The organism is Alginatibacterium sediminis (genome assembly GCF_003610775.1).
In the GTDB taxonomy this organism is placed as follows: Bacteria; Pseudomonadota; Gammaproteobacteria; order Enterobacterales; family Celerinatantimonadaceae; genus Alginatibacterium; species Alginatibacterium sediminis.
This window is the reverse complement of sequence record NZ_RAQO01000001.1, coordinates 86,855-108,521: the sequence shown is the minus strand read 5'-3', so window position 1 is coordinate 108,521 and position 21,667 is coordinate 86,855. Positions and strand designations below refer to the sequence as shown.

Annotated in this window: 20 protein-coding genes; 15 read left to right on the top strand and 5 right to left on the bottom strand. The window is 41.3% G+C overall.

What is annotated here, in order from left to right:
* Window positions 1–338 precede the first annotated feature (338 nt).
* From DBZ36_RS00565 to DBZ36_RS00550, 4 genes are all read left to right on the top strand, one after another.
* The gene (locus tag DBZ36_RS00565) at window positions 339–821 is read left to right on the top strand and encodes a hypothetical protein (RefSeq protein ID WP_120352976.1); all 483 of its coding nucleotides are present in this window, start codon (window positions 339–341) and stop codon (window positions 819–821) included.
* A gap of 11 nt (window positions 822–832) precedes the next feature.
* Entirely contained in the window at window positions 833–1,759 is a 927-nt protein-coding gene (locus DBZ36_RS00560; RefSeq protein WP_120352975.1) for a tripartite tricarboxylate transporter substrate binding protein, read from the top strand.
* Window positions 1,760–1,827: 68 nt separating this feature from the next.
* Window positions 1,828–2,274 carry a tripartite tricarboxylate transporter TctB family protein gene (locus DBZ36_RS00555; RefSeq protein ID WP_120352974.1) on the top strand — a complete coding sequence of 149 codons (447 nt, stop codon included), beginning with the start codon at window positions 1,828–1,830 and terminating at the stop codon, window positions 2,272–2,274.
* A 10-nt stretch (window positions 2,275–2,284) separates the two neighbouring features.
* Window positions 2,285–3,763, top strand: a complete 1,479-nt coding sequence (locus DBZ36_RS00550; protein WP_120352973.1) for a tripartite tricarboxylate transporter permease — start codon at window positions 2,285–2,287, stop codon at window positions 3,761–3,763.
* Window positions 3,764–3,820: 57 nt separating this feature from the next.
* Here the strand turns inward: DBZ36_RS00550 and DBZ36_RS00545 are convergent, their stop codons facing one another.
* A complete protein-coding gene (locus DBZ36_RS00545; protein WP_325049060.1) occupies window positions 3,821–4,273 on the bottom strand; it encodes an Mpo1 family 2-hydroxy fatty acid dioxygenase in 453 nt (150 codons plus the stop codon).
* Between the two features lie 353 nt (window positions 4,274–4,626).
* Here DBZ36_RS00545 and DBZ36_RS00540 point away from each other — a divergent pair, with 353 nt between their 5' ends.
* Complete coding sequence (locus tag DBZ36_RS00540; protein ID WP_120352971.1) at window positions 4,627–5,196, top strand: GNAT family N-acetyltransferase; 570 nt, start codon at window positions 4,627–4,629, stop codon at window positions 5,194–5,196.
* Here DBZ36_RS00540 and DBZ36_RS00535 read toward each other — a convergent pair.
* The gene (locus tag DBZ36_RS00535; RefSeq protein ID WP_120352970.1) at window positions 5,193–6,083 is read right to left on the bottom strand and encodes a chemotaxis protein; all 891 of its coding nucleotides are present in this window, start codon (window positions 6,081–6,083) and stop codon (window positions 5,193–5,195) included. The genes DBZ36_RS00540 and DBZ36_RS00535 overlap by 4 nt on opposite strands.
* 192 nt (window positions 6,084–6,275) lie before the next feature.
* Between DBZ36_RS00535 and DBZ36_RS00530 the strand changes: the two genes are divergently transcribed.
* The 3 genes from DBZ36_RS00530 to fabV all read left to right on the top strand — a co-directional run bounded on the left by DBZ36_RS00530 (window position 6,276) and on the right by fabV (window position 9,776).
* Complete coding sequence (locus DBZ36_RS00530) at window positions 6,276–7,004, top strand: glutathione peroxidase (protein ID WP_120352969.1); 729 nt, start codon at window positions 6,276–6,278, stop codon at window positions 7,002–7,004.
* Between the two features lie 45 nt (window positions 7,005–7,049).
* Window positions 7,050–8,507, top strand: a complete 1,458-nt coding sequence (locus DBZ36_RS00525) for a dihydrolipoyl dehydrogenase (protein ID WP_120352968.1) — start codon at window positions 7,050–7,052, stop codon at window positions 8,505–8,507.
* Window positions 8,508–8,585: 78 nt separating this feature from the next.
* Window positions 8,586–9,776: an enoyl-[acyl-carrier-protein] reductase FabV gene (fabV, locus tag DBZ36_RS00520; protein ID WP_120352967.1), complete on the top strand. Its 1,191-nt coding sequence runs from the start codon at window positions 8,586–8,588 to the stop codon at window positions 9,774–9,776.
* A gap of 252 nt (window positions 9,777–10,028) precedes the next feature.
* Here fabV and DBZ36_RS00515 read toward each other — a convergent pair whose 3' ends face one another.
* Complete coding sequence (locus tag DBZ36_RS00515) at window positions 10,029–10,793, bottom strand: class I SAM-dependent methyltransferase (RefSeq protein WP_120352966.1); 765 nt, start codon at window positions 10,791–10,793, stop codon at window positions 10,029–10,031.
* A gap of 21 nt (window positions 10,794–10,814) precedes the next feature.
* The gene (locus tag DBZ36_RS00510) at window positions 10,815–13,913 is read right to left on the bottom strand and encodes an EAL domain-containing protein (RefSeq protein ID WP_158589001.1); all 3,099 of its coding nucleotides are present in this window, start codon (window positions 13,911–13,913) and stop codon (window positions 10,815–10,817) included.
* A 181-nt stretch (window positions 13,914–14,094) separates the two neighbouring features.
* Here DBZ36_RS00510 and DBZ36_RS00505 point away from each other — a divergent pair, with 181 nt between their 5' ends.
* The 7 genes from DBZ36_RS00505 to DBZ36_RS00475 are packed head-to-tail and all read left to right on the top strand — an operon-like array spanning window position 14,095 to window position 20,646.
* Window positions 14,095–14,847 carry a glycosyltransferase family 25 protein gene (locus DBZ36_RS00505; RefSeq protein ID WP_120352964.1) on the top strand — a complete coding sequence of 251 codons (753 nt, stop codon included), beginning with the start codon at window positions 14,095–14,097 and terminating at the stop codon, window positions 14,845–14,847.
* A complete protein-coding gene (locus DBZ36_RS00500) occupies window positions 14,834–16,045 on the top strand; it encodes an O-antigen ligase family protein (RefSeq protein WP_158589000.1) in 1,212 nt (403 codons plus the stop codon). The genes DBZ36_RS00505 and DBZ36_RS00500 overlap by 14 nt, the downstream gene beginning before the upstream one ends.
* Window positions 16,042–16,959, top strand: coding sequence for a glycosyl transferase family 90 (locus DBZ36_RS00495; RefSeq protein WP_120352962.1), 918 nt, complete (start codon window positions 16,042–16,044; stop codon window positions 16,957–16,959). The genes DBZ36_RS00500 and DBZ36_RS00495 overlap by 4 nt, the downstream gene beginning before the upstream one ends.
* Before the next feature lie 9 nt (window positions 16,960–16,968).
* The gene (locus DBZ36_RS00490) at window positions 16,969–17,706 is read left to right on the top strand and encodes a glycosyltransferase family 25 protein (protein WP_199711740.1); all 738 of its coding nucleotides are present in this window, start codon (window positions 16,969–16,971) and stop codon (window positions 17,704–17,706) included.
* Window positions 17,707–18,579: a glycosyltransferase family protein gene (locus DBZ36_RS00485; RefSeq protein ID WP_120352960.1), complete on the top strand. Its 873-nt coding sequence runs from the start codon at window positions 17,707–17,709 to the stop codon at window positions 18,577–18,579. It begins immediately after the preceding gene.
* Window positions 18,572–19,678: a glycosyltransferase family 9 protein gene (locus DBZ36_RS00480; RefSeq protein ID WP_120352959.1), complete on the top strand. Its 1,107-nt coding sequence runs from the start codon at window positions 18,572–18,574 to the stop codon at window positions 19,676–19,678. Before DBZ36_RS00485 ends, DBZ36_RS00480 begins: the two co-directional genes overlap by 8 nt.
* Window positions 19,675–20,646 carry a glycosyltransferase gene (locus DBZ36_RS00475; RefSeq protein ID WP_120352958.1) on the top strand — a complete coding sequence of 324 codons (972 nt, stop codon included), beginning with the start codon at window positions 19,675–19,677 and terminating at the stop codon, window positions 20,644–20,646. The genes DBZ36_RS00480 and DBZ36_RS00475 overlap by 4 nt, the downstream gene beginning before the upstream one ends.
* Window positions 20,647–20,777: 131 nt before the next feature.
* Here DBZ36_RS00475 and DBZ36_RS00470 read toward each other — a convergent pair whose 3' ends face one another.
* Entirely contained in the window at window positions 20,778–21,650 is an 873-nt protein-coding gene (locus DBZ36_RS00470; protein WP_120352957.1) for a glycosyltransferase family protein, read from the bottom strand.
* Window positions 21,651–21,667: the final 17 nt, after the last annotated feature.

Here is a 21,667-nt window from a genome sequence, read left to right as displayed (position 1 = left end):
CCCATAATTCGTTTTGAAACCTAGGGTGTTAACAAACACCTCTATCTGTGGCATGTCATAAACTCAATTCTAAAACCTATGTGTTAGACATCGGTCAAGAGTTTAATACTGAGTAAATTTTGACAAAAAGAATCTAATTCATCAAAAAATTCATATTTAAATTATTCTATTCACCCCCTATTTAGGGGTAAGTGTGAAATCTTTAACGTTTTAGATCACGATAATTGAGGTTTTGTGCTTTATTATTGTGATGTTTGCACCATTTTGTTCAATAACGCGTTGCTCGGTTAAATGTAATACAATAATCTTATGTCACAGCGTTAAGTTGAGACAAATTAGTGAAAAGCCATATTCAAATAGCTGAAGAAGCTATCGACATGCTAAGGCCTTCGATTGAATCCTTATTCGAACGAACCAATCGTAAAGAGCTGCACATTGTAGTGATGAACCCAAGTTTAAAACCTTGGGAGTCGGACTTCGAGAATGCGGTTCTATATGAAAAATCAATAGGAAGTCCAGAAGATTGGACGATTCCATTTGATCAGTACGCACGCAATAAAGCCAAACAGGCTTGGCGTAATAATAGCTCAAATGTTAATCAGCAAAGTTTACACCCTTCATCACTTCAGGATGACGATCTATTGTTTTACGGATCGTTCGTCTATGGCGACATTGTGGTTGCTTGTAGTGGTGTTCAGCAGTGGTTTGACATGCTTGTTAGCGGTTGGGTAGCAGTTGCTATCGAACAACTAACAATTGCGGAATATCAAAGAGTTAAAACAGAAGCTGGGTCTCAGACCCATCGAAAAATAGCAGACTAAAGGAACTTGAAATGAACACAATTCTTAAATCAATGTTAGTTGCTGGTGGCATGATGCTAGCCGCTGGAGCTTCAGCCGCAGATTACCCAAGTAAGAATATCCGCCTAGTTGTGCCTTTCGGTGCTGGTGGTGGAACAGACGCTGTTGGCCGTACTATTGCAAACAGTGCGAAAGACTTTTTAGGACAAAATATTTCGGTGATGAACCGTACTGGTGGTGCTGGTGCCGTAGGTATGAGTTTTGGTGCGCAACAACGTGCAGATGGTTATACCCTAACGGTTGTAACCCGTGAAATAGCGTCACTTCCTCAAATGGGTTTGATGCAGCATGACCAAGACGACTTTAAACTTATTCGTTTGGTAAACCTTGATCCAGCTGTAGTTCTTGTAGCGGCTGATAGCCCCTATAATACTATTAATGACTTGATCGCTGAAGCGAAAGCAAATCCAGGTAAGGTGAAGTTTGCTTCAACTGCAGCGCCTAACTTCTATTTGATGGCGTTAGAGAAAGACCAAGACATTAAACTGAATGCTATTCCTTATAACGGTGCGTCTGAAGCAATTCCAGCAGTACTGGGTAACCATACCGATGTAACGATGGTTACACCTGGTGAAGCGATTTCACAATTGCGTTCTGGTCAATTGAAAGCAATCGGTGTGATGTCTCAGGAGCGAATTTCTTATATTCCAGATGTCCCGACTCTTACAGAACAAGGTGTTGAAGTGGTAACGGGTACTTGGCGCGGAATTGGCGCACCGAAAGATACGCCAGATGAAGTAATTGAAATTCTAGGTAAAGCGTTTGATGACGCAATGGCTACCGAAGAATTTAAAGAGTTTATGGCAAAAGGTGCAATGACTATCCATAATCTAAATGCTGAAGAGTTCACTCAATTTGTTAAAGAAGATACCGTTGCTTTAGGTACTCTTGTTAAGTAGTAGAACATCGTCGCACTAGGTCAGCTTAGTTAAGCTGGCTTAGTGTTTTACATCAAGGAATAACTTCTATGTTTAATCGTCATGTCGTATTTCCAACACTGTTGCTCATCGTGAGTGCGGTTGTTCTTGTCTTGGTGGCCCAGTTTGATGCGCCGATGTATCAACAAGATGCGAGTGTCGATGCCAAATTCTTCCCCGCAGCTATTGCTATCATTCAAGCTATCATCTGTGTTGTATTGCTCATTCAAAGCAAGTCACAAGCAGCTGTTGCAGTAAAAGAAAAGATATTCTCAAAAATGGCTTTGATGGGTGCCGCCTATCTAATTGGCTATGCCATTTTGATTAGTTTTGTTGGTTATTTGATTGCCAGTCTAGTGGCTTTCGTCGCTTATCTTTTGTATTTCCGTATTAAAAAACCCAGTTACTACATTGTGGCTGTGTGTTTTGTCGTTTTCATTTATTACCTATTTGGTCAGGTGTTCTATATAGCCTTGCCAGAAGGTTCCATTTTTTAGGAGAGTAGCAATGTTAGAACACTTGCTTAGTGGCTTAGCTGTCGCATTTAGTCCAGCAGTGCTGCCCATCCTTATTTTCGGTGTATTGGGTGGCATCATTCTTGGTGCATTACCGGGTTTAACCGCAACCATGGGTGTTGCAATCTTATTACCCTTTACCTTCGGTATGGAAGCAACGCCAGCATTGGTTATGCTCATTGGTGTATACATCGGGGGAATTTATGGGGGGTCAATTGCAGCCATTTTGCTAAAAACCCCCGGAACCCCGGCCTCTGCCGCCAGTGTACTGGACGGTCATACCATGGCTGTGCGAGGACAAGCGGCTCGAGCTCTAAGTATTTCAGCGGTTGCTTCATTTGTTGGTGGTTTAATTAGTACCATCATCTTGATAGCTATTGCGCCGATGCTTGCAACGTTTGCTTTGCGCTTTAATGCACCAGAATACTTTGCACTTGCGCTATTTGGATTAACCATTATTGCCAGTGTTTCGTCTAAGAATATTTTAAAAGGTTTATTAGCCGGAACAATAGGACTATTGGTGTCAACGGTTGGTTTAGACCCGATTAGCAGCGTGCCACGCTTTACCTTTGGCAACATGGACTTGTACAGTGGCTTTAATGTCATCCCGGTATTAATTGGTTTATTTGCACTATCAGAAGCATTATCACAATTAGAAAAATTGGTTGGCAATAAGCATACTCCACCACCTAAGTTTGACCATAAGCTGTTAAGCAAACAAGACTTAAAAGACATGCTGCCTACAGCTATTAAGAGTGGCCTAATGGGTACTACGATTGGCTCCGTACCCGGTGCCGGCGCTGATATTTCAGCCTTTGTTTGTTATAACGAAGCCAAGCGGGTTGCGGAAGATCCTGACGAGTTCGGTAAAGGTTCCGTTCGGGGTTTAGCTGCAGCAGAAGCAGGTAACAATGGCGTAACTGGAGGATCTTTAGTTCCATTACTAACGCTAGGTGTACCTGGTGATGCTGTGGCGGCGGTACTATTAGGTGCCTTGATTGTTCAAGGGCTCACACCTGGGCCGTTACTGTTCGCTCAAAATCCTGAGGTTGTTTACGGCGTCTTTAGCTCAATGCTAGTGGCTAACGTGATCATGCTTGGTATTGGTATTTTTGGAATACGCTTCTTTTGCCGTATTATTGAAGTGCCAAAAATCATCATGATCCCAATTATCATCTTCCTATCAGTTGTTGGTGCATTTGCGATAAACAACTCTATGTTTGATGTTGGAATTGCGATTTGTTTTGGTTTACTTGGATTTGTACTCAATAAAATAGAGGTGCCCTCGTCACCGATATTACTGGCGATCATCTTGGGGCCAATGGCGGAAACCAACCTGCGTAAAGCATTGCTGATGTATGAAGGGAGTTGGTCATTTTTGTACGACCGTCCAATCGCACTCGCGTTTATCTGTTTAGCGGTATTTTCGGTATATTCAACGCTTAAGATTAACCGACGCAAAGCTCAGTAAGGCGAATGTTCGTGTGATAAAAAACCCAGCCTTGGCTGGGTTTTTGTATTGTGTGGCCTAGCGAGTTGAAATGTTATGAATAATCCAAGCCGGGCCTATCAACAAAAAAAACACGTCTTTGAAAAACGACGGTTTTTTACCTTCTAATTTATGTCCGTAAAATTGTGCTATCCACATGACCACAAAAACAGCAATGCACATAGCGGTAACTGAACTCAAACCTAGAGCTTGATAAGCGTAAAGAAGTGCGACACACGCTCCAGTAAACAGGCTCATAAGCAAACCAAGTCGCAATGACAGTGTAAAATAAAACAACATTATTGGAACGACCAGCAATGATAAGCCATTAACAAAGCCTAGTTCAGCTAACCATGTTGGCGTTGGTATTGACCAAAGCAGCCCCACAACCGTGAAGTAGATACTAGGCACGGCAATAAAGTGAATTCTTTTATTTTGGGGGTTCTGATGGCTTTGTGCATATTCATCCAGCCATGATTGCAGTGAGCGCATACTCATCGGTCCTCTTGTTAATTGTTAAGCAATTGTAAATTAGATGGCTGATTGACTCAATATGCGTACTTTGGGTGATGTTCAGCAGCCCGCGGACGGGGGCTATTGAGTAGACTGTCAGCTTTTTTAGCACATAGGTTCAAATTCCATCAACAAGGTTAAGTTTGTTTACATCTAAGAGCGAACACACTGAAAAATAATACTCAACCATACCAATTTAACCTGTTGTTATTAATGGGTTTATTATAGGCTTCAACATAATTAAAAGTGTTTTTGTACATACATTTAGCAATTGCGTATGTTTATTGCATGGTTGTTAACAAGTTCTACTGATTTAGCTTTAAGGTCGTCAAATGAAAATACAATCGCAAACCTCACTGTCCTGTCTTGAATTAAGACGCTTAGAAACTGGTGATGCGATTCGTTTAGCTGTTTTTTTTGAGAGCTTGAGTGAAGACAGCCGCGCTTTTTTTTATCCACACCCCTTAAATAAAGGCACGGCTTTCGATCTGTGTAAGTTAGATAATGACAGCGCCATGCGTTTTATTCTTGAAGATCCCATTGAGCAATCCATAGCTGGCTATTTCATATTAGACTTTAAAGTCGATAAGCATGAGGCGGAACGTTACCGCAATTATGATGTTGATCTTTTCAGAGGCCGAAATGCGATGTTAGATTTGGTTGTTTCTGAGCGTTATCGTCGTCAAGGTTTTGCCTACAACAGCTTACAAGAGCTGTTAGTTTTGCTGGAGCAAACAGACGCGGAGCAGGTGATACTGCGTGATGGATGTTTGAGCCAAAATCAACCCGCGATCGGCTTATTTACCAAGTGTGGTTTTAATACGCTTGGTAGTTATTGGACAGTTGAAGAGCACCGAGACATGTGCTTAAAAATGAGCGAAGTCTCTATTAATAGAACTTAAACGGTCTGTTCATTAGCACCTTGCAACATGGCATTGATTAGCTCTTGGCCATCAAATTTAGTGAGCGCCATATTTGCACCAACTTGTTTCGCTCGGTCTACGCTAATCTCGCTTGATAGCGAAGTGTGCAAAATAATAAAGGCCTTTGCGATAGCTGGTGCACTTCTTACTTCAAAGCAGAGTTCATAACCATCTAATCCAGGCATTTCAATGTCACTAACCAGTATATTGATCGGTTTTTCTTCTTTTTCTTTCTCCTGCATTAGTTCAAATGCGGCTCGACCGTTGTCCACTATGTCGTAGCCAATTTCCAAACGATCCAGTACTGATGACAGCTGCTTACGAGCCAGAACTGAGTCATCAACCAATAATATCGATTGACGCGCCAAAGTTGCTTGCTCGGCTAAGCTAATGCTGACATTAAATTGCTCTTCGCTTTCCGGAAATATACCTAAGAGAAGTTTTTCAACATCCAGTAACTGTACTAACTGGTCATCAATATACGTAATGCCGTTTACAAAGGCATTACTACCAAGATTCGCCGGCGGTGTTTCAATTTCACTCCAACGGCAGGCAGTGATTTTTTCAATTTTGCGCACCATCAAACCAACCATGTTTCGGCTGACATCCGTGACGATTATTGAAGCTTTTGCGTAATCTTCGGGTTGCAGCGCGCGAAAACCAATAGCTGCGGCTACGTCAATGACAGCAATGGTTTTTCCCCGGATCGACATTGTTCCTAGAACATTTGGGCTCGATTTCGGCAGCGAAAATAATTTGGAGAAAGGTACAATTTCTTTAACTTTCAGTGTACCGATTGCAAAGGGTTGCTGCGAGGTAATGCGAAAATGCAACAGTCCTTGGGTATTACTGATTGAACTACTCATATACATCCGGATATTTAGCTATTATGAACATTAAAGCAGAAAATTCCTGCATGTATATAGATTAGCATCAAGCTTAGTTAATCCATAGGTATAGCGAATCAAATTGATAAATTTAATCGTCTTTACGAATTAATCGGTCTGGTAGATACTATAAACAATTCAACAAAACAGTTAATCAAATAAGGAAACATTATGTTAGAGAATCGTGAAGGTCAAAATGTACCAAGTGCAGTTTTCCACACTCGCCAGGGTGAGCAATGGGTTGATGTAAGCACAGAGCAATTATTTGCTAACAAGACAGTAGCAGTATTCGCTCTTCCGGGTGCGTTCACACCCACTTGCTCATCAACGCACTTGCCACGCTATAACGAACTTGCTGCAAGTTTAAAAGAAAATGGGGTTGACGATATTGTGTGTTTAAGTGTCAACGACACTTTTGTGATGAATGCATGGTTGGCTGACCAAGAAGCTGAGAACATCACTGTTGTTCCCGATGGATCAGGTGAGTTTACTGAAGGCATGGGAATGCTAGTCGACAAGTCTGATTTAGGCTTTGGTAAGCGTAGCTGGCGTTATTCTATGTTGGTTAAAAATGGTGTGATTGAAAAAATGTTTATCGAACCTAATCAACCAGGCGACCCATTTGAAGTCTCTGATGCGGACACTATGCTCGATTACATCAATCCAAAAGCGAACAAGCCTATGCCAGTAAGTATTATCACTAAGCCTGGTTGCCCATTTTGTGCAAAAGCCAAAACTTTGTTGAAAGAAAAAGGTTATGGCTTTGAAGAGATCGTTCTTGGGACAGATGCTAGTAGTACTAGTTTAAAGGCTTTGTCGGGTCAAACCTCTGTCCCACAAATCTTTATCGATGGTAAGCACATCGGTGGGTCAGAAGAACTTGAAAAGTTCTTTGCATAAATTATAAACAGTTAGCATATAAGTCTAGAAAGGGTGGGCGTAAAGATGGCACAGAAACAGCCAAATATTTCAGTCGATGTTGCAGTTATAGGTGGCGGAACAGCAGGTCTTGCTGCGTATAGAGCCGCTAAACAGCACAGCGAATCAGTTCTTCTAATTGAAGGTGGCGAGTTTGGTACAACATGTGCGCGAGTTGGTTGCATGCCAAGTAAGCTTTTGATTGCAGCCGCTGAAAACGCCCACCAGTATCATCATTCAGCACAATTTGGTGTGAATTTAGGAAAGCCTAAGATAGATGGCAAAGCAGTCATGCAGCGCGTTAGGTCTGAGCGCGACCGCTTTGTAGGCTTTGTGCTGGAATCGGTAGATTCGATACCAAGCTCAGAAAAACTAAAAGGTCATGCAAGCTTTATTGATAACAACACCTTACAAGTTGGCGATAGTATCGTAAATGCCAAACGCATTGTTATTGCTACCGGTTCGCGACCAGCGTTTCCCGCAGCCTGGCAATCACTTGGGTCGCGTTTAGTTGTTAATGATGATGTATTTAGTTGGGAGGAGTTGCCAAGTTCAGTGGCAGTGTTTGGCCCAGGAGTTATTGGACTAGAACTTGGGCAAGCGCTTAGTCGACTGGGTGTCGAAATCAAAGTCTTTGGGGTGGGTGGGCAGGTTGGACCATTGTCTGATCCGACAGTGATGAACGCCGCAAAAGAAGCGTTTCAAGCTGATTTCTATTTAGATGCTGATGCTAAAGTTGAAGCCATTGAGTTAGATAACGATCAAGTACGTATAAGCTTTACAGACTTAGACGGAGAGCCACAACACCAGCACTTTGATTATTTGCTAGCCGCAACCGGAAGACGAGCCAATGTCGACCGTTTAGGGCTAGACAAGCTAAGCATTGAACTTGATGAGCGAGGTGTGCCCGTAGTTGACCATTTCACCATGCAGAGCAGTGTTGATAACATTTTTGTAGCCGGTGATGCGAATAACTTGATCCCTTTGCTACACGAGGCCGCCGATCAAGGTAAAATTGCTGGAGATAACGCGGGCCGTGGAAAAGATTTACGCGCTGGCTTAAGACGAAGCTCAATCGCTGCAGTGTTTACCGATCCGCAAATTGCGATGGTGGGAGAAAGCTACAAACAGATTGAGACCCGCTTAGGTAGCTGTGGGTGCTTTGAAATTGGTACCGTAAGCTTTGAAAATCAAGGCCGCAGTCGGGTAATGTTAGTCAATAAGGGACGAGCTCACTTATACGGCGAGCAGGGTACCGGACGCTTTTTAGGGGCAGAAATTGTTGGCCCTAATGCTGAGCATTTAGCCCACTTGTTGGCATGGGCACATCAGCAACAAATGACGGTTTCCCAAATGTTAGACATGCCTTTTTATCACCCTGTGATTGAGGAAGGCCTGCGAACAGCTTTACGAGAGCTCAATGCAAAATTACATTTGGGACCAGAAATGATCGATGCATGCATGGAATGTGGTGTTGGGGCTTAATGAATTTCGATAAAGAAAGCGTTGGGTAGTGAAAGCTACCCAAGTACAATAATCAGATTCTTTATTTTGGAGAGTCTGATGTCTATTTCCCCCCTTTTGTCGGGTAATGTTGCTCGCAACTGTCATCCAGTAGGCTGCCAAGCCTATGTTCAGCAGCAAGTTGATTACATAAACAGTTTGCCGAAGCTCCAAACGATTAAAAATGTGCTTATTATTGGTGGGTCGTCAGGCTTTGGTCTCGCTAGTCGGGTGGCTTTGACTCAAAGTTGCCATTCCAATAGCTTATCGGTTTCGATGGAGCGAGGTCCATCAGAAAAAGGTATGGGTAGTGCAGGTTGGTACAACAATGTCTTTGCAAAGCAACAGGCTGAAGCATTGGGCTTGCGCAGCGACAATATAATTGCAGATGCTTTTAGTCTCGAGACTATGCAATCAACCGTTGATTACTTTAAAGCTAACTATGCTGGAAAAATAGATTTAGTCATCTACTCGCTCGCCAGCGGCAAACGAATAGATGGCGAGCAAACATGGTTCTCGTGCTTAAAAACCGCCGAGCAAACCATGCATGGATATTCCTTAAATTTAGAAACTGATAGTTTGACTCCTGACCAAGTTGGCCCTGCGTCCCAAGATGAACTTGAAGCGACGGCCAAAGTAATGGGTGGGGAGCCGTGGTTGCAGTGGATTGAGGTACTGGCTAACGCTGATTTATTGAACTCGGGCTGTAAAACCTTAGCTTTTTCCTATATCGGACCGGAGTTGACCGCGCCGATATACAGAGACGGTAGTATCGGTTTTGCCAAGCAAAATCTTCACTTACACGCGGGTCTTATCAATACAAAATTTAGAGACTTAAGTATTCAAGCGATGCCATGTGTTGCTAAGGCTTTAGTTACTAAAGCCAGCGTTTTTATTCCGGTAATGTCTCCTTATATTGCCGCCCTTTATGACGTCATGAAACATAAAGAACTGCACGAAGAAACCATACAGCAAGCCTATCGTTTATTGAGTGAGCATTTATTTCCGAAAAGTGGTGAAGCGCAATTAGATGATGAAGGCTGTTTGCGCATTGACGATTGGGAGTTACGAGAAGATGTGCAGGCTCAGGTTAATAAGCAGCTTGACGGACTAAGCCCTGAAAACTTCAAGCAGCGACTAGATTATCAAGGCTATAAGCAAAGCTTTTTACAGCTTAATGGTTTTGGATTTGAGCATATCGATTACTCAAGTGAACTTGATAGCCAATGGTTAGCCCAACTTAGACCATAATTTAAGAATTCAATTCGATTAGAAAATTTGAGCCAAAAAAAACCCTTCAGTGAAGGGTTTTTTATAGTTTTGTCGGTCAACAAAGGTCAGATGTTATCTCTTTCCATACCACTGCTTATCTTGCAGCGATATTTAGAGATTATCGACAGCCTGATTTCTTTGCAAGCGCTTTCACGGATATTGCTTTGTAAGTGTCTAGAAATAAGATCAAGCTCACTGTTTCCGCTTTGTTACATTCGACAAAACAAAAATTTAAGTCTTGTCAGCTGATATTGTTGAATAAATATCAAAACGATGACTTTTGGTTGGAACAAATGTGGAGGTTTTGTGCTGGTTTAAGAATGGCGCATAATCAGGCCGTTTCACAACCACACGCTTAGCTGCACTTTGCAAAGCAAAAGGTAATAGCATATCTGCGTCTAAGTCCTTTCCAACTAATAGTTGAAAAATCCGCATTTCTTTTTTGATTTGGGCTTTTTTCTTTTTTTCTGGGTACATAGGATCTAAGTACACTACGTCGGCTTTATAGTTTTTCAGCTCTGATAAGTGTTTGGTATGGATCAGGTGCATGCGTTCGCCGACCCATGCGCCAATGTCTGGGTCATAAGCAGCACGTCTAAGTCCATCTTCTAGCAAGGCTGCCACAATTGGTGAGCGCTCTAGTAAGGTAACCTTACAACCGAGGCTTGCAAGTACGAAAGCATCGCGACCTAAACCGGCTGTTGCATCTATGACTGAAGGCGGGCACGCTTTTGAGTAAGCCACTGCCCTTGCAATAGCTTCGCTCCCCCCAAACTTTCTACGATGTGCTGTTTTTCCTTGCGTAAAATCGACGCGCAATGGCTTGATTTTTGGCTCTTCTCGCCAGTGCAAACCAAGGCCATCTTGATCTAGTGAAAGGAAGAATTGGCTGGTATCTTGCGAACTTGGATTGAGCTCCAAGTTATAACGACTGCAAATATCAGCAGCTAAGCCCAATTGAGATGTCGTTGAGCAATATAATGCTGTTGTCGTCATTTAGTGAGTGTCCAAGCGTTGTTATTGTATAACCAGCATTTCAAGCGGTGCTGGTTTAGAGAAATGATAGCCTTGCGCAAAGGTTACGCCTATTTCTCGTAGTTTTATCGCGATTGCTTCGTTTTCAACAAACTCAGCCACTGTCTCTTTACCGGTAACTTGTGCTAACTGATTGATACTGCGCACGATTGCCTCATCTTGTGTGTCATGGGCTAAGTCTCGGATAAAGATGCCATCAATTTTTAGATAATCAATTGGGAGTTTCTTGAAGTAGGCAAACGAAGACAGCCCCGAGCCAAAATCATCGAGCGCAACTTTACAGCCAAGGTTACGCAAGCGATCAAATAATTGCGTAGCGAGGTCTAAATTAGATATGGCGACGGTTTCAGTTGTCTCAAAACACAACTTGCTTAAAGGAAGCTTACTTTGTTCAAGGACTTCTAATAGCCAATCGACAAACTCGGGGTTACTCAGCGATTGACCACTTAGGTTAATAGAGCAATTGGAGAGCCTAGCCAGGTGAGCCGGATTTTCTTCGAGCCATAAAAGAGTTTTGTTAACAATCATGCGATCGAGAGATTCCATCAGGCGATAATTTTCTGCGGCCTCCATAAACGCTCCCGGCGCAATAACTTGGCCGCTCTCATCGATCAACCGTACTAGAACTTCATAGTGCAAAGCGTGTTGGCGATTTGGGTCTAAGGGAACAATTTGCTGAGCATATAATACAAATCGGTTTTCACGCAGCGCTGCTTGGATTCTTGCAACCCACTGGCTTTGCCCTTGTTGTTTCAAAAAGCTTTGGTTGGATTGTTCGAAAAACTGATAACGTCGGCCTCCATGCTTTTTAGCTAATGCTGAAGCACTTTGGGCTTGCGCCATTGCGAGCTGAAATGAGCCTAATTCCTTCAAGCACCTACTGATGCCAATACTGCAACTGATCTCAACTATATTTGCATCAAACACTATTTGTTCATGGCTAATGCTTTGAATAATTTGTTCGACAAAACTTAGCAGTTGTTCTTCTGAAGACTCAGGCCATAGAATTGCAAACTCATCACCGCCGATACGAGCGAGCTGACAGTTCTTAGGGGTCAACTTCTTAAGGAGTTTTGCGACAAGTGTTAGTACGGTATTACCTGCGTGGTGTCCAAAGCTATCATTAATAGTTTTAAACTGGTCAAGATCTACTAGCACTAAAGCGAATTCGGTATGGGCGTCTGCATTGGTCTCCAAATGTTTAAAATAACGCTCGAAGTAGCCACGGTTGTACAGTTGGGTTAGCTCATCAAAGTAGGCATAAAATTCGATTTCAGATTGCTGAGCTCGGATATCAGTAATATCTTCAATAACCACATGAAATAGGTTTTGTTCAGCCACGAAATTAATAGATTCTTTGACCAAGTGGCTTTGCTTAGCAATTTGATATTGTACTTCTCGGGTAATAAACGTTGAGTCGGTTTGCGTGTTCTGTAGAAGCCGTTTTAATTCTATTCGGTCTTCAGTATTACGATAGAAACCATTGAGTTGGGATAAGTTAAGTTGTTCAGGGCTCTTGTATGTAAAAAAATCTGCAGCCGCTTGGTTGGAACTGCGAACAACCCCAAGACGATTGACCGCAAGTAGTGGCCAAGGACTGCGTTCAAACAAACTTCGATAACGCTTTTCTGAGCGCAGCAGTTGCTGATACTCCTGAGCTAATCGACCAACGCTGATCGCCTCAATCAGGTAACGTCCCTCTTCAGCGGGTTCTAGTTTTGAAATTGTCACTACGACCGAGCTTTGTTCGCTATTACTCTGGTTATTAAAATACAACAGTAACTGCTGATTCACATTGGGTTCACAGCGAAGTAAGGCTTTGGAAATGAGTTCGACACAACGTTGACTATTGTCGCTGGCGAAGGACAAATAGGTATTTGTACGAGTACGGGGAGACAGTGGGAGGCCGGTGCCAAGATTGTTCTCGATACTATCGATCAATAGCTCTTGATCAACAACGAGACGCTGAATCTTTGAACTTGCGGCCAACTTTGAGTTTAGGGCCTGTTGTTGCTTGATGCCTCGCAGTTCAATACGTTTTGGTGAAACCCGTAGGATGAGCAATACAGCAGCTGAGGCAAGCGCTAAACTGATAAGTATGAAGAACAATACCGGAATCTGTTGTCGATTTCCGCTGTTAAGTAAAATGCTGTTTTGCGGGAGATCTGCCTTGTTTAACCCAAAACGACTGAGCTGATTCTCATCGAAGACTAATTGCTGAGTTCGGCTGTTCTTTATGCCAAATTGACTGATAGATTCCCCGTCGATTAATCGACGTACCAGCTTTGCCGTCTCGAAAGCGAAAGGCCCAGCAGGTTGACGATAGCTTGCCAGAGCCCCATTTCCTAAAGGGTATTCCCACAAGGAGTAAACCGGGTAGTCCAGTTGTTGCTGCCAAATACTATAGCTTTGATCCTTTACGCTTTGTAAGCGTGCGCTGATATTATCAGCCGCAAGTAAAATGACATCGTTATCGGTAAGTGAGTCTAGCCACTGCAATAAGTTTGAATCAGGTTCATCGATGAAAATATCAGTTTCGATGTTTAAAGACCTGCTTATGTCGAGAAATCGAGTGGACATATTTTTTAGTTGCAAACTATCATTTACAACCAAATGAACTGTGCCTAAATTTGGATGTAATTGTTTAATGCTGCTAAGCAATGGAGCTAGATTTAGATCTTCAGAAAGTCCTGCGAGGTTTTGCGCTCCTAGCCCGATATAAGCATTTAGATTGGCACCAGTTGCAATAACAGGAGTCGTCACATTGCCCAGATGTGTGAGCTTATTGACTGAATGAAGCGCTTCAGCACCGAGCGTAACAATTAAATCAAATTGATAGTAGAATAAGGTTTCTTCGAGCAGTTGATTTTGCGAAAGACTTAGCCGTGCTTTTCGGCTGTCCATCCGTTGATATGGGAAATAACGCACCCAAATATCGCGGTCGCTAAGAGCTGAGCGAAATTGCTCAGTGTAGTCGTGGCTCCACTGCATCGAGCTAGGGTAAGAATCAACAACCAAAATGCGGTAAGATTGTGGCTGTAATGCTAAGGCTCGACCCTCTGTAAATATAATGCTGGTCAAAAATACTAGGAAAAATCTTTTCAACATTGGCTGTGATTAAATTTTTGGCTCGTACTATTAAGGTAACATTTTGTGAAGTGTAGGAAAGAAAAATCACTCCTAGTCGGTGTTAGATCTGCGTATTTGGCTAGCGGCGTTATTTTCATCGATGGTTTGTTGGGGTTTGGAGTATGAATAGGTGATGAATAGCTATACTGTTTTCGTTATACACGTATCAGAAGGTTACAATGAGCGGAAAGAACACATAGACAGAGAGCTGCCTAAAAATGGTATTTCTAACTATGAGTATATATTGGATGGTGACATCAAAGATCTTGATAGCCCAGTCGGGAAGCAGCTATTTAGTCGATCTTCAAGAACAAAAGCGGAGCAATCTTGTTTTTACAAACACTACCTAGCATATAAGGAGATGGAGCGTAGAAATATAGAATTCGCTTTGATTCTCGAAGATGACGTTATATTGGCAAGAAACTTCCCAAGGAATATAAACAATATTTTAACGGAAATAGAACATAAAACTAATTACTTAATAAATGTAGAGCGAGCTGAACTTTGTGTACCATTTTATTATCGGAAGTTTCGCAATTATATATACCCTGTTAACTATTCGAAACTAACTGGGGGATACATTATCCACAGAAAGGTTGCAGAAAAAATTACTAAAGATGTAGAGCTTAATGGTGCCACTATACCTATTGACACTTTCCACGGAGATATGAAAAACAAGCTCAATTATAACCTATATTGGACGGAACCGTGTTTAGTCGATCAAGGCAGCAAGGATGGAACCTTTGCTAGTTCGATTGATGGAAAGTTGCCATCAAAAATAGAAATTTTTAAAAGTAGAATAAAACGGAGGTATCGGTTGTTAGTTTGGTGCCATGTGAATCGTCGAGTGACCCATCTATTTAGAAATGTTAATGAATATAAATAAAAGTAATTACAAACCCTTTCTCGAAGTATTGTTCGTTGCTATACCTTTCATTTGGCTTGCAACTGGATTTCAGTGGGATGGTGATGGAGAAATGCGGCTTCTTATTGCATTAATTCCTATTCTTATTTGGTCACTATTGGGGAATAGAGCTAAAAATGAATTTAAAGAGTTTCTTGCGGATAGATGGTTGCAACTTATCGCATGTTTAATCGTATTGGTAAGCATATCCTACTTAACATACGGGCATAGTTCCCGGGAGCTAAGAGGTTTAGTTGCTGTATTTTTGCTGTTAATTTTAACGCCAAGAACATTTTTCAATACTAATAACTATAGTTGGTTCATTCTATTTTATGCAATTAGTTCTTGTGCTCTAACGTACTATTTCACAACTATTGAAGTTACAAACAGAGGAGCGTGGCCTGTAAACGCTGTTCCTTTTGCAACGAATATTGGGCTTTGTATTATTATGACTTCTTCTGTTGTATACAAATATAAGCTGACTGTTGAACAGAAATTCAGATGTATAACGGCCATTATCGCTCTTATTATTGCTTTGATAAATAGCCAGTCCAGGGGGCCCATACTCGCATTGTCGTTTGTGAGTGTTGTCTTTGTGTTATATATCGTCATTACTAATACATCCGCCCTTAAATATAAAGCGATCATAGTTCTTTCCTTTATTACTGTGGTTGCTGTGATCGTACAAGTACCTTCAATAAACAATAGAATTGGCGCCACGCTTTCTGAAGTTAAGTCAATACAGGATGGCAATTTCAAAGGATCCATCGGGATAAGGCTGTCAATGTATAAAACGGGTTATCAAATTTTTAAACAAGCTCCTATTATAGGGATAGGTAAAGATGGTATCGACAGGACTCTAGATCAGATGCTTTCAGAATCTCTGATTTCTCCAAGCGTTCACCGTTATGCTCGTATGACATTACATAATGGATATCTTGACTATCTTGTTCGAAATGGGGTTGTTGGTTTAATTGTATTTTTAATGGTATTGATATCTCCCTTAGCTATCATAAAAAACAATGGAAATAAAGATATTGGCGCTGTATTGGCATTATGTACATTTCTAGCTGTTTGTAACGTTTCTGATTTCCCATTTATCAATGCGCAGTGCGTTGTCATGTATTTTTTATTAATTGGTTTTTGTTTATTAACCTTTGTGCAGAATAAAACAGAATGAAACTACTCTATTACGCAAAGCATTTAGTTCTAAATTTACAACCTAAGTGGCTATACAATCGACGCTATTTGCTGCTGGAGCGAACCTTTGCACAAAAATCTGAGTATGTAACTCAAAGAGTTGATTACTATGTAAAAGGCGTTAGTAGACAGGCTATAGATGGAGAGGGAACCCAAATAGCTAACTATCGACGTAAGGGCTTCACATCCTATTTTTTTGATCTGCAGGAGTTCTTACACTATTTCCCTAAAAGTAAGCGATTTAAGTATTACTTTGGAGATGAAACTCATAAAGAAAAGTCTTTGACCTTGTTTAAGGCTCGACCCATAAATCGAAAAGATGAAACTTCGGTTCTATTTAAACTTGATAAGCGCCGACATTTTAAATTTGTAAAAGATACACTTCCGTTTCTAGATAAGCAGAATAAGTTAGTTTTTAGAGGGGCTGTAACGCAAGTTCATCGAGAACAATTTCTGGAAGCACATTTTAATAATCCCTTAGTTGATGCAGGGCAGACGAACCCTGAGGGTAGTCAAAGGGGATGGAAAAAGCCTTTTATGTCCATCAAAGAGCAGTTGGGCTATAAGTTTATCCTTTGCTTAGAAGGCAATGACGTTGCTTCAAATCTAAAGTGGGTGATGTCCTCTAATTCGCTAGTGTTTTGTCCGAAAATGAAATTTGAAACGTGGTTTATGGAAGGCAGTTTAGTTGCTGGCCAGCACTATGTAGAAATAATGGATGACTATTCAGATTTGGATGAAAAAGTTGAGTTCTATATTCAAAATACAGATGAAGCTCAAACCATTATTCAAAACGCACATGATCATGTTAGCGCATTTTTAAATAGCGACTTAGAAGACTTCATCTGCATTAAAACCTTAGAGCGCTATTTTGAGCTAACTGGGCAGGTATAGGTATAATTGATGCATACTTTTATTATTCATGTGAGTAAAGGCTTTGAAGCGAGACGCCAACATATAGATACGCATTTGCCTGCTATGGGAGTTCGTAATTTTGAATATGTTTTAGATGGTGATATCGATTTTGTTAAGTCTAAGGTATCTGAAAGCTTTTTTTCCGAATCCTTGAGTTGGGCGCAACGTTCTTGTTTTTACAAGCACTATTTGGCCATGAAAATGGTAGTGGATCGCGGCCTACCATACGCATTGGTGCTCGAGGATGATGCCCTACTTGTAAAAGACTTTAGCGAAAAACTGCAACGTATTACTGAGCAACTTACTGCGGAAAAGAATTACTTCGTGAATATTGAGCAAGCTTCTAACGCAGTCCCATTTTCGTTTCGAAAACCAGGCAAGTTGATATATCCGTGTAAAGTTAACAAACTTTGTGGTGGCATTTTATATGATTACACCTTCGCAAAAGCTTGCACGGAGTATATTGAGTCAAAAAAGGTTACCGCACCGATAGATGGTTTTATCGGTAATGAGCGATGCTCTATAGGATTCAATCTTTTTTGGGCCGAACCATCTTTAGTGAAGCAAGGCAGCAAAAGTGGTTTGTTTGATAGCGGCATTAGTCAAGAAAAGTCTGGCGTATACCTTAGTACCAAAAGTCTATTTAAAAACCTGTATCGAATTTATGTTTTGAGTAATTTTAAAAAGAAACAAAAAGAACTTTTTATGAATGTTGAGAGGTTTTAGTTGAAGAACTATCTCGTATATATCCTTTATGGTAGCGATGATGCGTACTATTTGGGTGCTAAGTTTAGTATTCTTTCGTTTATATCTAGATATCAATCCGATACCGAGCTGGAAGTCATAGTTCTTGCTGAGTATCCAGAGAAATTTGAAGGGTTCGATATTTCAGTTCTGAAACTAACTGACGATCAGCTTGCGCAATGGTCTCTGCAGGGTAGCTATCATTTTAGGATTAAGAACCGAGGGCTTCATTTTATAGCGCAACACTTGGAGCTTCGTGCTGTAGATAAAATCCTTTTTTTAGATACAGATACATACTTTACTAAAAATCCTTCCGCTATTTTTGACTTAATTAACGCTGAACATTCCGTTATGCATCAACCTGGGAACTATATTGAAAAAGAACCCGCTGGATCTGAATATAGTAAACTATGGGGTTTTTCGAAAATAATGGGAGATGGAAGTACTTATAAGCTTAATCCATTCTCTCGGAACTGGGGAGCATTAATGATAGGCCTCCAAGGGAGTAATGTAGATACACTGGATGTAGCTGATGAGTTGATGTTAGCGTTTATGGAACGAGATTGTAGAGCACATACCATTGAACAATTTGCACTTGCCGAAGCGATTGTAAGACAGCAAAAATTGGTTGAAGGGCGTGCACTTGTTGAGCATTACTCAACAAGTGGCAGAAAGGACTATGCGATTTCAGTATTAAAAATATTTTTTGCGACCCGCTATAACTCTTTTCAAGAAATGCTTATTGCGTCCAGAGCTATTCGGTTCCAACGCCCTTTGCGTGTGGTGATTGCAGGTCATTTTTACAAAAAGAGCAAAAAGCTTAGGGCTATGCTAGGGCTTAAGATTAATGATTAGTTTGCGTAGCCCAAAAATCCTTGTTTTGGCCATTCATTGTATAGGCGATTCATTGCTGACGACCTGTCAAGTTGCTAGCCTAAAAAAAGCATTCCCATCAGGTAATATCGATGTTTTAGTTACTGCCCGTGGTGCAATGGTGTACGACTCAAACCCTGAAGTTAATAAAGTTATTTGTTTGCCACAGAAAATGGGATTGAAGCAGTATTGGCGCTATTTGTTAAAGCAATTTCGCTCATATGATTTCGTTGTCAATGAGCAAACCTCTGATCGTTCAGCGATTTATAGTTGGATACTTGGTAGGCGTCGTTTAGGGATCATTAACCCTAGCGAGAAGAGTGCATGGCTAAAAAAGCTTGTCTATACAGATTTTGTGCTTGAACAAGAGCAATATGAGCACAAAATCATGCGTAATTTGCGCATGCTCTCACCGCTGAATATTGCTTCTTATCCTTCGGTGGTTAGCCCTCAACAACGGATACCATCTGAGCTTATCGTTAAGCTTCCACAAGATTATATCGTGGTTCATGCGCCATCATCGAATACAATAAAGCAATGGCCTGAATCATCTTGGATTAAGCTTATTGATGGCTTGGTAGCTAGAGGCTATAACATTGTTCTAACCGGAGCAGATAGTGAGCGAGACAAACAGATAGTTACTTCAGTGCTAAGTGGGATTCAAGCAAGTGAACAAGTGTTCTCTCTAGTCGGTCAACTGAATTTCGCGCAAACGGGCACTTTATTAGAACAAAGCATCGGGTTTATCGGTCCAGATAGTGGCCCTGGACATTTGGCTGCCGGCTTTAATATACCTATCATTTCAATTATAAGCGTGGCTCCGGCTAGTGTTTGGTCTCCTTGGCCTAAAAACGCAGTCATTCCAAAGCGGGCTAGCAGTATTTACCAGGATCGAATACCAGTGATCCAAGAGAATAACAATGTGACAGTTTTGCAGTCAGATCGGGCTTGTGTGCCGTGTTATCAAGATTTATGCAAGTATGTGGACCAGCCGTATTCACCTTGTCTTACTGACATTTCGGTCGAGCAGGTACTAAATGCGACCTTGGATAAGCTAGACCACCGGGAACCCAATTCATGAAGATACTACTTTATATCCGCGCGAAGTTACCGGTCGTCGAATATGGGGGAACAGAGCGAGTCGTTTGGGATCTTGGATTCGCTTTGCAAACTATGGGGCATCAGGTGACGTTTCTGGCATTAAAAGGCACGATTTGTGATTGGGCTTCGGTACAAGAGTTGAATCCAACTCAGTCTTTAGAATCGCAAGTTCCGGATGATATTGACCTAGTTCATTTTCATAGTGACTTTGAAGATATTAGTAAGCCTTATGTCATAACCCAGCATGGGCATTGTCAAAGCGAGATCAACCCAAACACAATATTTGTATCTAAAAAGCATGCTCAAATTTATGGAGCACAATGCTATGTATACAATGGCTTAAACTGGAATAATTACCAAGGTTTTCAAACGAAGACAAAACAAGAGCGGTTTCACTTTTTGGGGAAAGCTGCTTGGCGAGCAAAGAACGTCCAAGGTGCAATCGATATTAGTAAAGCAGCTGGGAAGAAGCTGGACGTTATGGGGGGATATCGTTTCAATTTCAAAATGGGTATTCGTTTAAGCCTTGATAGCCACGTACGTTTTTGGGGAATGGTAAATGATCACCAAAAGGCTGATGTCATGCAATCTTCGAAAGGCCTAATTTTCCCTGTTACTTGGCATGAACCTTTTGGTTTGGCCATCACTGAAAGCCTTTATTATGGTTGTCCTGTTTTCGCAACTACCCATGGCTCACTGCCAGAGTTGATTGATAGCGATGTCGGATACTTGAGTAATGTGGAATCAGAGTTGGTGCAAGCAGTTAGCGATCTACAATTTAGTGCTTTGCGTTGTCATGAATACGCTCGCGATCAATTTAATGCAGATGTTATGGCAAAGGCTTATTTAGATAAGTATGAAAAAGTTCTCAATGCTGAAGTTCTAAATGAACTCGGCCCTCGCAATTTAAACAACTACAAGAAACTCGCTTATTTGAGACAATCCTAAAGATAAGGATTCTAACAAGCCTTGAGTTCAAAGCGACAATTACAGTCAATTTCGATTTCTGCAGTATTTGATATTTATACGCGCAATCAGCCCTAGTTGAAGACCCAAAGCCAAAATCATGGGTTATCTCATCAGTCTAGATATTGGACTTTAGGCTTGCAAATGCTTCTATTTAGCCAATTGCTTAATTTTCTGACCATTCGTCTTTCTCTATAGAATGATGGTATTTTTTCAAAGTCGATGTCTTCAATAGCTGAGAGTTCTTCTTGTAACGTGCGGTTTTCCAGCAAACTTGTTGCACCAAATTCGTTAATTAATGCATCCCACTGCGGTTTGTTTCCCCAATAATGGATGATGGTTTGCTCTGCTGTTTTTAATTCTGTTTGGGACAAAACCATTGAAAAAGCTAATTGCTCTAAGAGTGTCCGATCTGCCGAAGTGCGGCATAATCCATCGCAAACATCTACTGCGGCTTTGGCCAATTGTTGAGCTCTCCCTTTAGGGAGACCAATGACGCCAGCGTTAAACATCGATGTCTTGGCGTTAAAAACATAGCTCTCGTGATTAAAGCCTGAAAGATCGTTATAGAGAGTTTTCCAATAACTATTCTTTGATGAGGCTATGTTCCTTTCGAAAACGTGCATAAATTTCTCACCACGATCTAACTCATCGAGCATCCAAGAAATATCTTTCGCGAAAACAGTATCTGAATCAACGTATAGAACGTTCTTCTCTGGATACATCGAAGTAGCATGCTCGATAGCTTTCATTTTAGCCCGCCATAGGAAATTCAATTCTCCTTTCCACTCTTCAATTCGTTCTATTGAAATATGTTCAACCTCAACAGTTTCCTCAATTCCGCGTATCGCAGCTGGATTGTCTGTAATAATGGTAACTCCGACATTGGAGTTTCGCCAAAATTGAAGAGAACGGACTGAAAAATAAATTTGTCGGTAAAGGTCTTTCCTAGGTCCAAAAGCTAAGTAAACGACTTGAGTAGACAAATTGATTCTCCTGTTTT

What these genes read in the sequence shown, in the direction of transcription:
- DBZ36_RS00540 (WP_120352971.1), top strand. Translation starts at nt 4,627, where the DNA reads ATGAAAATACAATCGCAAACCTCACTGTCCTGTCTTGAATTAAGACGC.
- DBZ36_RS00525 (WP_120352968.1), top strand. Translation starts at nt 7,050, where the DNA reads ATGGCACAGAAACAGCCAAATATTTCAGTCGATGTTGCAGTTATAGGT.
- DBZ36_RS00500 (WP_158589000.1), top strand. Translation starts at nt 14,834, where the DNA reads ATGAATATAAATAAAAGTAATTACAAACCCTTTCTCGAAGTATTGTTC.
- DBZ36_RS00480 (WP_120352959.1), top strand. Translation starts at nt 18,572, where the DNA reads ATGATTAGTTTGCGTAGCCCAAAAATCCTTGTTTTGGCCATTCATTGT.
- DBZ36_RS00475 (WP_120352958.1), top strand. Translation starts at nt 19,675, where the DNA reads ATGAAGATACTACTTTATATCCGCGCGAAGTTACCGGTCGTCGAATAT.
- DBZ36_RS00555 (WP_120352974.1), top strand. Translation starts at nt 1,828, where the DNA reads ATGTTTAATCGTCATGTCGTATTTCCAACACTGTTGCTCATCGTGAGT.
- fabV (WP_120352967.1), top strand. Translation starts at nt 8,586, where the DNA reads ATGTCTATTTCCCCCCTTTTGTCGGGTAATGTTGCTCGCAACTGTCAT.
- DBZ36_RS00535 (WP_120352970.1), bottom strand. Translation starts at nt 6,083, where the DNA reads ATGAGTAGTTCAATCAGTAATACCCAAGGACTGTTGCATTTTCGCATT.
- DBZ36_RS00545 (WP_325049060.1), bottom strand. Translation starts at nt 4,273, where the DNA reads ATGCGCTCACTGCAATCATGGCTGGATGAATATGCACAAAGCCATCAG.
- DBZ36_RS00495 (WP_120352962.1), top strand. Translation starts at nt 16,042, where the DNA reads ATGAAACTACTCTATTACGCAAAGCATTTAGTTCTAAATTTACAACCT.
- DBZ36_RS00515 (WP_120352966.1), bottom strand. Translation starts at nt 10,793, where the DNA reads ATGACGACAACAGCATTATATTGCTCAACGACATCTCAATTGGGCTTA.
- DBZ36_RS00505 (WP_120352964.1), top strand. Translation starts at nt 14,095, where the DNA reads ATGAATAGCTATACTGTTTTCGTTATACACGTATCAGAAGGTTACAAT.
- DBZ36_RS00560 (WP_120352975.1), top strand. Translation starts at nt 833, where the DNA reads ATGAACACAATTCTTAAATCAATGTTAGTTGCTGGTGGCATGATGCTA.
- DBZ36_RS00550 (WP_120352973.1), top strand. Translation starts at nt 2,285, where the DNA reads ATGTTAGAACACTTGCTTAGTGGCTTAGCTGTCGCATTTAGTCCAGCA.
- DBZ36_RS00530 (WP_120352969.1), top strand. Translation starts at nt 6,276, where the DNA reads ATGTTAGAGAATCGTGAAGGTCAAAATGTACCAAGTGCAGTTTTCCAC.
- DBZ36_RS00490 (WP_199711740.1), top strand. Translation starts at nt 16,969, where the DNA reads ATGCATACTTTTATTATTCATGTGAGTAAAGGCTTTGAAGCGAGACGC.